The organism is Ginsengibacter hankyongi (genome assembly GCF_008710285.1).
Lineage (GTDB): Bacteria > Bacteroidota > Bacteroidia > Chitinophagales > Chitinophagaceae > Ginsengibacter > Ginsengibacter hankyongi.
The window spans coordinates 905,242-918,181 of the sequence record NZ_VYQF01000001.1 but is presented as its reverse complement, the minus strand read 5'-3'; the positions used below and the strand labels follow the sequence as shown (position 1 = coordinate 918,181).

The 12,940-nt window shown below is 37.7% G+C and carries 9 protein-coding genes; 6 read left to right on the top strand and 3 right to left on the bottom strand.

Annotated elements, in window-relative coordinates:
• Positions 1–46: 46 nt before the first annotated feature.
• Positions 47–1,501 carry a glucuronate isomerase gene (gene uxaC, locus FW778_RS03885; RefSeq protein WP_150413274.1) on the top strand — a complete coding sequence of 485 codons (1,455 nt, stop codon included), beginning with the start codon at positions 47–49 and terminating at the stop codon, positions 1,499–1,501.
• Between the two features lie 25 nt (positions 1,502–1,526).
• On the opposite strand, the gene FW778_RS03880 is transcribed toward uxaC, so the two are convergent.
• From FW778_RS03880 to FW778_RS03870, 3 genes are all read right to left on the bottom strand, one after another.
• Positions 1,527–1,724, bottom strand: a complete 198-nt coding sequence (locus tag FW778_RS03880) for a hypothetical protein (protein ID WP_150413273.1) — start codon at positions 1,722–1,724, stop codon at positions 1,527–1,529.
• Positions 1,725–1,734: 10 nt separating this feature from the next.
• Positions 1,735–3,396, bottom strand: coding sequence for a sodium:solute symporter family protein (locus FW778_RS03875; RefSeq protein WP_150413272.1), 1,662 nt, complete (start codon positions 3,394–3,396; stop codon positions 1,735–1,737).
• A 125-nt stretch (positions 3,397–3,521) separates the two neighbouring features.
• Positions 3,522–4,538 carry a LacI family DNA-binding transcriptional regulator gene (locus FW778_RS03870; RefSeq protein ID WP_202552065.1) on the bottom strand — a complete coding sequence of 339 codons (1,017 nt, stop codon included), beginning with the start codon at positions 4,536–4,538 and terminating at the stop codon, positions 3,522–3,524.
• A 491-nt stretch (positions 4,539–5,029) separates the two neighbouring features.
• Between FW778_RS03870 and FW778_RS03865 the strand changes: the two genes are divergently transcribed.
• The 5 genes from FW778_RS03865 (at position 5,030) to iolC (ending at position 12,903) form a co-directional block, all read left to right on the top strand.
• Positions 5,030–8,074 carry a SusC/RagA family TonB-linked outer membrane protein gene (locus FW778_RS03865; protein WP_150413271.1) on the top strand — a complete coding sequence of 1,015 codons (3,045 nt, stop codon included), beginning with the start codon at positions 5,030–5,032 and terminating at the stop codon, positions 8,072–8,074.
• A gap of 26 nt (positions 8,075–8,100) precedes the next feature.
• Positions 8,101–9,768 carry a RagB/SusD family nutrient uptake outer membrane protein gene (locus FW778_RS03860; RefSeq protein ID WP_150413270.1) on the top strand — a complete coding sequence of 556 codons (1,668 nt, stop codon included), beginning with the start codon at positions 8,101–8,103 and terminating at the stop codon, positions 9,766–9,768.
• A 283-nt stretch (positions 9,769–10,051) separates the two neighbouring features.
• Positions 10,052–11,002: a class II fructose-bisphosphate aldolase gene (locus FW778_RS03855; RefSeq protein WP_150413269.1), complete on the top strand. Its 951-nt coding sequence runs from the start codon at positions 10,052–10,054 to the stop codon at positions 11,000–11,002.
• A complete protein-coding gene (iolB, locus tag FW778_RS03850; protein ID WP_202552064.1) occupies positions 10,999–11,880 on the top strand; it encodes a 5-deoxy-glucuronate isomerase in 882 nt (293 codons plus the stop codon). Before FW778_RS03855 ends, iolB begins: the two co-directional genes overlap by 4 nt.
• Before the next feature lie 9 nt (positions 11,881–11,889).
• On the top strand, positions 11,890–12,903 hold the full coding sequence (gene iolC / locus FW778_RS03845) for a 5-dehydro-2-deoxygluconokinase (RefSeq protein ID WP_150413268.1): 1,014 nt from the start codon (positions 11,890–11,892) through the stop codon (positions 12,901–12,903).
• Positions 12,904–12,940: the final 37 nt, after the last annotated feature.

Here is a 12,940-nt window from a genome sequence, read left to right as displayed (position 1 = left end):
TAACGCGATGTAATAAAACCTTTTTGCCAAACTGTTAATTAGAAAAATGGAAAGCCTGGAAATTTTAAGGAGTACTAACGGTAACGACTCATCGAAATTTTTAAACGATGATTTTTTATTACAAAGCGATGTGGCAAAAAGGCTATACCATGATCATGTAAAAGATCTTCCTATAATAGATTATCATAATCACCTTATACCTAAAGAAATTGCAGAAAACAAAAAATTTGAGAACATGACTGCTCTCTGGCTGAAAGGTGATCATTATAAATGGAGAGCCATGAGGGCTTTTGGTATAGATGAAAAGTATATAACAGGCGATGCAACGGATGAGCAAAAATTCATGAAATGGGCGTCGGTCGTTCCTTATAGTTTAAAAAATCCATTGTTTCACTGGACTCAAATGGAATTATTAAAACCATTTAATATCAATACGTATCTTAATGAACAAACTGCTGCAGCCGTTTATAAACAATGCAACGAAATGCTGCAACAGGATTCTTTTTCTTCACGATCTCTGCTTCAATATTTTAATGTGGAACTGGTAGGCACCACAGACGATCCGTGTGATGACCTCCGGTGGCACCAACAAATAAAAGATGATGAATTTCATATAAAGATTTTGCCAAGTTTTCGCCCTGATAAAATTTTAGACATTGAAAACAAGGATTCGTTTTTGTCTTATGTTGCCTCGTTGGAAGAAGCAGTCAAGTTTAAAATAACAGATGTAATTTCTTTACTTGGGGCATTGCAAAAAAGAGTTGATTATTTTCATGATAATGATTGCAATGTAGCCGACCATGGCTTATCGCAAATGCCTGCTGTAACCGGGTTTAACAAGGAATATATTACTGAGTTTAATATTTTCATTAATAATAAATCTGCTAAATCATTTTCTAATCCCGAAGCGTTTACAGGGTTTATATTGCAGGAACTTTGCAAGATGTATCATAAGAAAAACTGGGTACAGAAATTTCATTTGGGCGCTTTGAGAAATAACAATAGCCGCATGTTGCGAACAATTGGCACGGATGGAGGATATGATTCAATCGGAGACTTCAGGCATGCAGAGAAGTTGTCGGCATTTCTCAATGAACTTGATAATACCGATCAATTGGCGAAAACTATTCTTTACAATAATAATCCTGCAGATAATGAACTGTTTGTTACTATGACGGGAAATTTCAATAATTCTGAAATAAAAGGGAAGATCCAGTATGGTCCCCCGTGGTGGTATCTCGATCAAAAAAATGGTATCGAAAAACATTTGAATGATCTTGCAAATATGTCACTGGTAAGTACTTTCATTGGTATGACGACAGATTCACGCAGTTTTCTTTCCTACTCAAGGCATGAATATTTCCGTAGAATATTATGCAACCTGTTTGCTATTGATATTTTAAAAGGTGAATTGCCAGGTGATGAAAAATGGATAGGTGGCATTATAAGTGATATTTGTTATTATAATGCCCGTAATTATTTTAAAACAAACAACACATAAAATAATTTATAGTTTGCTTCGCAGACTATACCTCTTCTTTTTTATGATTGTTCCTGTTGAATAATGCCATGAAAATGCCAAACACGAGAAATGAAAAGCCGGTATAAAAATTTAATTTATAGCATAGCGCTGCAGAAACAAAACCACCGATGATAAGAATCAGTGAAATAATTATAAAAAAAATTCCAATTACAAAACCAAGGTCATTTAATTTTTTATACATCGTATTTTTTTTAAAAGAAAATTATATTAAGGAGAATAGTAATCACAATTAAAATAATACCTAAGGGAACAACCCTTAGATACCATTTATCCTGGTGATAAGTCGGTTTAACAGTTAATGAATACACCAGTCCCTTTAATTCCGCCTCAGGTTTTGGTTTTGTAAAGAGGCTCACAAAAATTGCGGTACAAAAATTGACAATCCATGAAACAGAAGCTACAATAAATGCTTGTCCCATGCCGCTGTGAATTTCATATAAAGGATAAATCCAACCACCTTTTCCTTCGGCCAAGGTTAAACCGTGAGTAAGCGCTGCAGCCACAGTTCCAGCGAGAAGGCCCCAAAAAGCACCATGGCCTGTTGTTCTTTTCCAAAACATTCCCAGTAAAAAAGTTGCAAACAAAGGACCGTTGACAAAACTAAAAACCAGTTGAAGAAAATCGTTAATATTATTAAAGCTTTTGGCGATGTACGCTGTTACAATAGATAAAAGAATTCCGGCAATAGTAACAATTTTTCCAACAACCAGGTAATGCCGGTCTGATTTGTTTTTTATAAAATAAGATTGATAAATATCAAAAGTAAAAACTGAATTAAATGCTGTTACGTTGCCGGCCATGCCACTCATAAATGATGCGATAAGCGCCGTGATACCAACGCCGAGCAAGCCGGTTGGGTAATAGTGTGAAATAAGCGAAGGCAGTGTCATGGTATAATCCAGCCCGCCTTTTCCGTCAGAAGGAATACTAAAACCTTTGGATGCTAAAGCAGGCTGTAATAACGCAATGGCAATAACGCCGGGCAACACTACAATAAGCGGCATGAACATTTTAGGGATTGCTGCAATAATAGGTGTGCGTTGCGCAGCGCTCATATTTTTTGCCATCATGGCTCTTTGCACTACCAAAAAATCGGTGCACCAATATCCAAATGACATAACAAATCCTAACCCAAATATTAATGACATGAAATTTATTCCCATCGGGTTCGATTCGGCATTGCCCATATACTTCCATGCATGAGTCATTTCCGGCTGTAATAAAGTTTTAATGTTTGTCCATCCGCCGGCATCGTGTAAAGCAACAATCACCAAAGGTGACAAACCAAGAACGATCAAAAAAAACTGGAGTACTTCGTTATAAACTGCACTTGTTAATCCGCCCAAAAAAGTATAGATCATTACAATGCTTGCAGCCAGCCAAATTGAAACATCAAAATCCCAATGCAAAATAACTTCAAGCAATTTTGCCAAAGCATATAAAGATATACCAGATGAAAAAATGGTCATCACTGCAAAAGAAACTGCGTTTAGCCCCCTTGTCTTTTCGTCGAAACGAAGTTTTAAAAATTCAGGAACACTCCTGGCCCTGCTGCCATAATAAAAAGGCATCATAAACACACCCAAAAAAACCATTGCGAAAATTGCGCCTACCCAATAGAAATGCACGGTCATTATTCCATACTTTGCTCCGGATGCAACCATGCCTAATACTTCCTGTGCGCCAAGGTTTGCAGATATAAATGCGAGGCTGGTTATCCATAGCGGAATATTTCTGCCGCTTGTTAAAAAATCATTACTTGTTTTAATTCGCTTTTTTATGATAAAGCCAACGCCGATAACAAAAAGGAAATAAACAATAATTATCAGGTAATCTGCAATGTGAAGATTCATATCAATCGTGCAATTATTAAAGTAATAAAAATTGCCACAATATATTATTTATAAAAACAACTAGAGAAAAGTTTTTTCAAACATTGTAAATATTATATCATAAAGTGATCGGCAAAATTATTTATTCACGAGTTGCGTGATGACATTCTTTCAGTGAGGACTGATGGAAGTTCCACATATTCATCGGCGAGATTATATCCTTTTTTTTCAATTCCCTTAAACAGGAGTTCAGCGGCGGCCTTTCCAATTTCAAATGCAGGCTGTGTAATAGTGGTAAGGGGTGGATTAAGTATGGGAGCCGTTTCGAGAGTTGAAAATACTACAACCTTTAATTGATTTGGAATAGATATCCCGGTTTCATGGCTCATCAGGTACACTGTCATAGCAAGCCTCTCAACAGATGCCACAATACCATCAGGCCTGTTTTTACCTGTAAGTAATTTTTTTATCTGCGAATATTCGTCACCGCTAGTTCCCTTACATACAACAACCGCGTTTTCGATATCACCTGCTTTCATTTCAAGAAGTGCAGCTTTAAACCCTTCTGCCCGTTTATTACAAATGCCAAGGCTTGTGGAAATTGATAAGAAGACAGGATTCGTACAACCGTTATTTATTAAATGTATTGCAGCGTTATATCCACATTCAAAATCATTTGTAACGACCCTGGCTATCCGAAGTCCTTCAAACTCTCGGTCAAAAAAAACGATAGGTATATTTTCCCGCTGCAGTTTAAGGATGTGTTCAGCACTGGTGGTCTCACTGCTTATTGAAATAAGAACGCCGTCGACACGGCCGCTGCTGCATTCAGAAAGAATAGAAACTTCGTTGAGAAATTTTTCATGTGAAAGATAGATGAGAACATGATATCCTTTTCTTTCTGCGACAGATTGAATACCGTTGATAGCAAGCGAAAAAAAATTATCTGCCACTTCTGGAAGAACTAAGGCTATCGTCTTACTTTGTCTTTTTCTTAAACTGCTTGCATAAGGATTGAGTGTATAATTAAGCCTGGCGGCGGCTTCCAGCACTTTCTTTTTAGTTTGCTCGCTGATTTCGTGGCTATCACGCATTGCTTTTGAAACAGTGGCAACCGAAACATTGAGCTCTTTTGCAAGTTCTTTCATATTTACTTTTACCATCAGTTTGTTGTTTTTTTTTACACTAAAATTTTACAATACACATACTGTATTACGAAACCGGTTTCGTAAATAAATCTAATCCATTATGTGAAACTCTTGAAAAAAAAAAGCAATTTAGCATTGAGAATTTTAATAAAGGTAAAACGATTGCTAATGAAAATTCAGGAACAAGATCCTGCTATAAAACAAATTAACATTTTGATTTTATAGGATACAAAAAATTACTAATTGGGATGGTTATCCTGGTTGGTTAAAGAATTCGTCAGGGAGGTCTGATAAGGAATTTGTAAAATATAAAACTCTCGAGCAGCCGTAAAGTGTCCTTTTACCGGCTTGAAAAATAAGTGCCAGGCGATTAATTCAGATTGCTAAGAGTAAATCAAATTACATTTTGTCAACGTAAAAAGGTATATAAAATTATAGGCGAAAAATAAGTGTATAAAATACATTATTAAGGGTATAAATATTTCTTTAACTAAAATCAATTGCATATGAAAGTGCTTCATTTTTTGCTGCCAAAAAAAAGAACGGCTGCAATTTTTACAATGGTAATGTTGTTACCTGTTTTATTATTGGCACAGCGAACAGGTACTAAGGATGTTACCGGTAAAGTGACTGATAAATCGGGCAATGATTTATCGGGGATAACTGTTTCTGTTAGATCAACTACGATTGCTACTGTTACTAACGCCAGTGGCATTTATACCATTAAAGCGAGGGAGGGTGACATTCTCGTTTTTAGTTCAGCGTCTTTTACTGCGCAACAAATCAAAGTAACTTCTGCTTCTTCTTATAATATCGTAATGGAAGCATCGGTAACTACCTTAAGTGATGTTGTAGTGGTGGGGTATGGCAGAAGCAGCCGCAAAAATTTATCAAGTTCTATAACCACTATTAAGCCTGAAGAACTTAACAAAGGAGCAATTGGTGATGTTGGACAGTTGCTGCAAGGTAAAGTTGCGGGCTTAAACATTAGCGCCAGTGGCGATCCCAACAGGGCTGCAGCCGTTATTTTGCGTGGTGCTTCAACCATCAATAGTCCCTCTGCTCCATTTTATGTTATTGATGGGGTTCCCGGTGCCGATATCTCTCTGATTGCACCTGATGATATAGCATCAATTGATGTATTGAAAGATGCTGCCGCAACCGCTATCTATGGAAACCGCGCTACCAGCGGAGTAATAATCATTACAACCAAAAGAGGAAGCAAGGGCCAGTTGCAAACAAATTATAACGGGTATGTAGGATTAGAAAAAGTAAGCAGCAATCTTAGTCTTATGAACTCGAGCCAGATTCGGGCATATCTTGCTGCAAACAATAAATCCTTTTTACCTGCTGATGACCTTGGGGCCAACACTGACTGGATGAAGGCAATTGAAAGGTCTTCTGCTGTTTCCCAAAATCATAATCTTTCGTTTAGCGGAGGTGGAGAGCACACTAACTATAGCGCCAGTATTAACTATCTCGATAAAGAAGGTATATTAACTAATAGTGGGTTAAAAAGATTTATAGCTCGCTTAAGCCTTGAACAGTATGCATTGAATAATAAAGTGAAGTTTGGCTTAAATGTATCTAATTCAAGGAGCGATGCATCTTATGTTCCAATACAAAATATTGTGTTACTCCAGGCTGCACACCATCTTCCGGTATCTCCTGTAAAAAATGCCGACGGTACTTATTTTGAAAATTTTAATACAACCGGTTATTTTAATCCTGTTGCGCTTATCGATCATGCAACAGATGAAACAAAATATAATAACCTGATCGGGATATTTACCACAGAAGTAAAACTTCCATTTGGATTTACCTATAATGTCAATCTTTCTTATCAGCAATTATCTTCTTTGCATGGAGAATTTTATGACAGTTATTATTCTAATTATCCAACCAGCAATTTTTACAATAACCCGGATCCTGGTATAGGAATTTCGCATACGTTAATAGGTAATCTTTTCGGAACAAACGGTTCTGCTTTAAGAAGCTCTTATCAAAACACAACCAAAACAATTGAATCTTATTTAACCTGGGATAAAAAATTGGGAGACCATTCTATAAACGCAGTAGTCGGTTATTCATGGCAGGATAATGTTTATGGTGATGGTTTTCAAACTTCCAGTACTAATTTTCCGGCAGATAACGTTGGGTTTAATAACCTTGCTTTGGGCAATCCTTATGCTCTTTCATCTTACCGTGTGCAGTTTGGCCCGGATGGTGTTTATGGTCAGACCCGCCTGATCTCAGATTTTGGCAGGGTCAATTATGGATATAAAAATAAATATCTTTTACAGGGTTCTTTAAGAAGAGACGGAGGATCAGTATTTGGAACAAATAACCAATGGGGTTATTTCCCTTCAGTAGGTGCAGCATGGAGAATATCGCAGGAAGGTTTTATGCAAAATCAGTCGTTTATAAATGAATTAAAATTACGAGGCAGTTACGGTGTAACAGGTAATTCACAAGGCTTTGGCGCCTACACAGCCCAATTCTTGTATGGAAGCACGGGTACTTATTATTCTAATGGAGTGCAGGCTGGAGCTTACGGGCCTATACAAGGCGCTAATCCTGATTTGAAATGGGAGAAAACTGCCACTACAAATATTGGAGCAGATTTTACAATACTCAATGGTAAATTAAGTGGTTCATTCGATTGGTACGATAAGTCAACCACCGGAATGATTTTTAATTACTCCGTTAGTTCAGCCATTGTTCCCGGTGGTAAAATATGGGCTAATGGTGGTAGTATGACAAACAAAGGAATTGAATTAAACCTGAATGCAACACCATTAAGAACAAAAGACTTTAGCTGGAATACTTCTTTGAATCTTGCTCATAATAAGAACCTCATTACCAGCCTTACCAATCCTTATGGAAATGGTGACTCAATATTATATTCTGATCCCGAAGGTCCCGGGCAAACCAATAGCACGCTGCAAATTTTAAAAGTGGGTAAACCACTCGGCCAGTTTTTCTCTTTGCAATATGCAGGAAAAGACCAGAATGGAAATTCACAGTTCCTGAAACATGATGGCACACTAACAACTGCTCCTGTAATTGGCGCTGATTATTGGTATGTAGGCAATGCACAACCCAAATTATTAGCAGGCTGGAGCAACACCTTCCGGTATAAAAACTTTGATCTGAATATCTTTATCCGTGGAGTATTTGGAAATAAAATATTCGATGCTACACGTGCTGACGAGTTTTATGTATCGGGCGCTGCCACTAACAATATTTCACCGGATGCAGCAAATGATAAAATTACCGATGTTAGAAATTCCACTTATTCTACCCGATTCATAGAGAGTGGAAATTATGTAAGATTTGATAATGCAACACTTGCCTATACTTTTAATATTAAGGGCAACTATGTTCATTCTGTAAGAGTTTACTCATCAGTAAATAACCTTTTTGTTATCACCAAATATAAAGGTGTTGATCCTGAAATTAACCAGGGAGGTGCGGCACCGGGCATTGATTTTCAAAATTTTTATCCTAAAACAAGAACCATATTATTTGGGGTAAACGTATCATTCTAAATCCTTCTATTATTAAATATAATAAAATGAAAAAAATAATTAAATTTTTGATAGTGCCTGCTTTCGTGGCAGCAGGTATATTATCATCCTGTCATAAGTTAGACGTTAAAGTAACTTCCGAACTTACACCTGAAAGTTTTCCTGTTACGCCCGCTCAATATGCATCCGTAATTGGTCCTGTATATACTGCGCTTAGATCAGATTATGCCGTGTCTTACTGGTTTTTGCAGAGTTGCAGTTCGGACGAAGCCATATTACCTGCCTATGGTGCTAACTGGTACGACGGAAACAAATACCAGGAATTACACAGGCATACCTGGACAAAAGATAATGGGTGGGTAAACTCTGTATGGAGCTATCTTGAAAATATTATAGGTACCACCAACCAGACTATTTATATTGTTAAGAAATCTCCGGATGGACCTGCTAAGGATGCAAGTCTGGCCGAACTAAAAACCATGAGGGCACTATCTTATTTTTATTTGATGGATTCATATGGAAATGTTCCTCTTGATACTGCTTATGGCACAGGAGAGTTGCAAACCAATACCCCACGGGCACAGGTTTTTAATTTTATTGAAAGCGAATTAAAATCGGCAATACCTTATTTAAGCACTGCCTCCGGGGCCTCTACTTATGGTAAACCAAATAGATACACAGCTTTTGCCTTGTTGGCAAAAATGTACCTAAATGCGGAAGTGTATACAGGAACTGCAAAATACAATGAATGTATTGCAGCGTGTGATAGCGTTATGAATTCCGGCAATTACTCATTAGAGCCAATGAGTACTTACCTGAAAATGTTTTATCCTACGAATGGCCCATCCATGAAGGAATTTATTTTTGCAATTCCTTATGATCCTTCCACGTCTAACGGTACCATGTTTTATGCCCGTTATGATCTTAACCGCAACCTGGGAATCCGTTACAGTTATTCCGGATCTACTGCTGGTGGAAACATTGATCCCATCATGAATAAAACAACAGGCAATGGATTGTCTAATAATAAACCAAGCGGTCCGAGGGCAACTTTGCCGGAGTACTATGCAAATTTTAATGACCCTAACGATATAAGAGATAAACAATGGCTGACAGGCCCGCAATATTGGCCTGACGGAAATCCAATTATGGTTAAGACGACAAAATCGGGCTATGACCAGTTTTATACAGGTTCTGACGGAGGTGCCGAATATATTTACCCATTAGTAATTGATCCAAATATTGTATTAAGAGCAAACCCAGCTCTCTTTGACGTAGGCAACGATGAAATTGGATGGAATATGGGAACACGTAATATTAAATTTTATCCAGATTACACCAATACTACGAGCCGGAACCAAAGTAACGATGTACCTATTTTTCGCTATTCAGATATTATGTTAATGAAAGCTGAAGCTATTCTACGTGGTGGAACTGCTACACTGGGACAAACAGCGCTTTCATTGGTTAATATGTTAAGAGCGAATCGTACTACGTCTGCTGCGCGGACTTCTGTGACATTAGATGATATTTATGCTGAAAGATGTCGTGAGTTTGCATGGGAAACCTGGCACAGGAATGATATGATTCGCTTTGGAAAATTTGAAGACTCTTATGGCTTCAAAAACAACGCAGATACCTATCGCCGGATTTTTCCAATACCTACAACGGCATTGTCAACGAATCCTAAATTGGTACAGAACCCCGGCTATTAGTATTTTTTTATATAGTAATCAAGTAGTCACAATTCCCGGGGTTATCGTGCCCTGGGTTTTATTTTCTTAAGACTACTGAAGTATTTTTATTATGATTCGATAAACGTTTTAACCTGAAATGAGTAACTTGAAATTAAATAAATTAATTACCTCTTTTTACGACAGCTTTTCAAAAAATCTTAGTATAAACGTTGTTTGCTTTTTTACTGTAAATCTAGGCATGATTGAAAATTTTTCTCAAGTGTTTAAAAATAGTAGAGTGTAATTAAAAGAGATATTGTAAATGAATCCCATTTCTTCTAAAATATTATTTGATCATTGCTATGGTAAATACACTATCGCGGCGGTCAACGTATTTACGATGGAGCAGGTGCATGGTTTGTTTGCGGCAGCGCAGGATTCTGAAACACCTGTTATTATTCAATTGACACCTGCGGCAAGAAATTATGCACATCCGGACATGCTGATGGCGATGGTCGAAGCTGCATCAAAAATTTACCCGAAAACAGTATATACAATTCATTTAGATCATGGCGTGGAAGCGCATGTATTTGATGCTATCGGTAAAGGGTACACGTCGGTAATGATCGATGCTTCGCATGATGAATTTGAAACGAACATAAAGAGAACCAAAGCAGTTGTAGATGCTGCGCATAAAAAAAATATAGTTGTTGAGGCTGAATTGGGTGTATTAAGTGGAGTAGAAGATGATTTAAATATTGAAGAGGCTCGCGCAAAATATACCAATCCTAACCAGGCGAAAGAATTTGTTGAAAAAACGGGATGCGATAGCCTTGCTGTTGCCGTGGGAACAAGCCATGGCGCTTATAAATTTAGTGGCGGCAGGGGACTGCAATTTAGCGTACTTGAAAAAATTCAACAACAATTACCCGGTTATCCTTTGGTACTTCATGGAAGTTCGGGAGTAAATAAAAATGATATTGCTGAAATAAACCGCTATGGTGGAAAGCTAAATGAAAATGCCAGTGGTGTTACCGATGAGGAATTAAAGAAAGCGATTCATTATGGAATATGTAAAGTAAATATTGCAACAGATCTGCGGCTTCTGTGGACAAAAATTCATCGTAAATTTTTTGTTGAGCACCCGGATTTATTTGACCTTATTATACCTGGTAAAGATTATATGAAAGCTTATAAAGAATTTATGATAGAAAGGTTCGAGGTTTTTGGCTGTAAAGGAAAATCATCAACCATTAAATTAAATGAATTATGAAAGAAAGGAAACAATATAATTTGGCTAAACATCCTTCTCAAAAAATGGGTGTATATCAAAAGGTGACTACCGGAGATGCAAATTGGAACCATCTTAATTTTGAAGCAAGATTAATGAGTAAGGGCGAAGTCTGGAATGGCAATACAGGTGAGAATGAATACGCTATTATTTTGTTAAGCGGCAACTATTCGGTAACAACTGATAAAGGAAATTGGGAAACGATCAACGGCAGAAAAAATGTTTTTGCCGGTATTGCTCACACGTTGTATTTACCAAGACATACTTCTTTTAGTATAACTGCGCAAAGCGAAATTCTTGATATTGCTGCCGGCTGGTGTTTGGCAAGCGCAGATTTTCCTGCAAAGTTTAAGAGGCCGGAAGAAGCTGCTATTGAGATTCGCGGTGGTGATAATGCCACCCGCCAGATAAACAGTCTTGTTGAGCCTGGTTTTGGTTGTAGCAAAATAGTAGCGGTTGAGGTTTATACGCCTTCAGGCAACTGGAGTTCGTTTCCCGCACATAAGCATGATGAAAGAAAAGTGGATACTAACGGTGCCGTACTCGAAGCATCTCTTGAAGAATTTTATTTTTATAAAATAGATAAAGAACAAGGATATGCTATTCAACAAGTATATACAGCAGATGGAACGCTGAATGAATTGATGCAGGTGAAAACCAACGATATTGTGTTAGTCCCAAAAGGCTATCACCCGGTTGCTGCAGCACATGGGTACAATTGTTATTATTTAAATTTTTTAGCAGGCAGCGACCAGTCATTAGCCAACACACCTGATCCGGATCATGAATGGATCTTTAATTCATGGAAAGGAATTGATCCGCGTATACCGATGGTAACTGCAGCTATGAATAATCAATGAAATATTTTTATGAAAGAAAAGGAATTTGATTTAATAACATTCGGCCGCTCTTCAATCGACCTGTACTCTCAGGACATTGGTGCAGACTTTATTGATATAAAAGGCTTTGATGCTTTTGTTGGAGGATCCCCGCTGAATATTGCCGTTGGGGCGACCCGCCTGGGAGCTAAAGTTTCTTTACTAACGGGCATTGGCAATGATAAGGTCGGTGACTTCATCATTAATTTTTTAAAAGAACAAAATGTAAATACGGATACTATTGCCCGAATAGATGGAGCAAGATCAAGTGCGGTTGTCCTGGGCATAGAACCGCCGGACAGGTTCCCGTTAGTGTATTACAGGGATAATGCAGCCGATAGCCAGGTGACGATTGATCATGTGATTGCTGCAAAGATTGATCAATATAAAATACTTGAAATTTCAGCAACGGCATTAAATATTGAACCAAGTCGAAGCGCTGTTTTTTATGCAGTCGAAACTGCATTCGACAATAATGTAGAAGTCTTTTTAGACATGGATTTCAGGGCCGATCAATGGAAGGATTTGCGATCGTTTGGTTTAATGGTAAGGGCTATTTTGCCAAAGGTAAAAATTGCTATTGGAACTGAAGAAGAAATACTTGCTGCTACATTGCAACATGCAGACCAGGTGCACATCAGTCATCAACAGATTTCTGCTCCGGAAATTAAAGGAGATATAGAAGCATCTATTCAAAAAATAATCAAGTCAGGCCCTGAATTACTGATTGTAAAACGAGGTTCTAAAGGCGCCACCGTTTATTATAAAGACGGCAATAAGCGAGATGTGCCCGGGTTTCCGGTGGAAATATTAAATGTGTTAGGTGCGGGCGATGCTTTTGCCAGTGGATTTATTTATGGGTACCTGCAGGGTTGGGATATTTATAAAGCATGCAGGTTAGGCAATGCCAGCGGTGCATGGGTAGTGCAAAAATCAGGATGCGCTAATGCAATGCCTTACCATGATGAATTGATACAGTTTGTTGACTCATGGGGAGGACTGTAAAAAGATAGAATATAACTTAAATGCATAAATGAAATAA

Excerpts from the sequence above, each read along its gene's own strand:
- FW778_RS03875 (WP_150413272.1), bottom strand. The coding sequence starts at position 3,396 with ATGAATCTTCACATTGCAGATTACCTGATAATTATTGTTTATTTCCTT.
- iolB (WP_202552064.1), top strand. The coding sequence starts at position 10,999 with ATGAAAGAAAGGAAACAATATAATTTGGCTAAACATCCTTCTCAAAAA.
- uxaC (WP_150413274.1), top strand. The coding sequence starts at position 47 with ATGGAAAGCCTGGAAATTTTAAGGAGTACTAACGGTAACGACTCATCG.
- FW778_RS03870 (WP_202552065.1), bottom strand. The coding sequence starts at position 4,538 with ATGGTAAAAGTAAATATGAAAGAACTTGCAAAAGAGCTCAATGTTTCG.
- FW778_RS03880 (WP_150413273.1), bottom strand. The coding sequence starts at position 1,724 with ATGTATAAAAAATTAAATGACCTTGGTTTTGTAATTGGAATTTTTTTT.
- FW778_RS03865 (WP_150413271.1), top strand. The coding sequence starts at position 5,030 with ATGAAAGTGCTTCATTTTTTGCTGCCAAAAAAAAGAACGGCTGCAATT.
- FW778_RS03855 (WP_150413269.1), top strand. The coding sequence starts at position 10,052 with ATGAATCCCATTTCTTCTAAAATATTATTTGATCATTGCTATGGTAAA.
- FW778_RS03860 (WP_150413270.1), top strand. The coding sequence starts at position 8,101 with ATGAAAAAAATAATTAAATTTTTGATAGTGCCTGCTTTCGTGGCAGCA.
- iolC (WP_150413268.1), top strand. The coding sequence starts at position 11,890 with ATGAAAGAAAAGGAATTTGATTTAATAACATTCGGCCGCTCTTCAATC.